The 259-nt window shown below is 64.9% G+C and carries 1 pseudogene; it reads left to right on the top strand.

Annotation, left to right across the window (positions count from 1 at the left end):
• Positions 1 to 259, top strand: a pseudogene (locus XdyCFBP7245_RS23615) (IS4 family transposase); the annotation flags it as partial.

A 259-nucleotide genomic window follows, 5' to 3' on the forward strand; every position in this document is an offset into this window, starting at 1 on the left:
CTGGTCACGGATGCCGGATTCCGCACGCCGTGGTTTCGCGCGGTCTCGGCGATGGGCTGGGATTGGGTCGGGCGTCTGCGCGGACGCACGCAGGTCAAGCCGCAAGACGTGCCCGATGATGCAGCGCAATGGATCGATAGCCGACGCTTGCATGGGCTGGCGTCCAACCGTGCACACGCATTGCCACCGATGCAGGCCAATCGCAGCGATCCACTCGATTGCCGTCTGGTGCTCTATGCCAAGACACCGCAGGGACGTC

This window comes from Xanthomonas dyei (assembly GCF_002939865.1).
GTDB lineage: Bacteria > Pseudomonadota > Gammaproteobacteria > Xanthomonadales > Xanthomonadaceae > Xanthomonas > Xanthomonas dyei.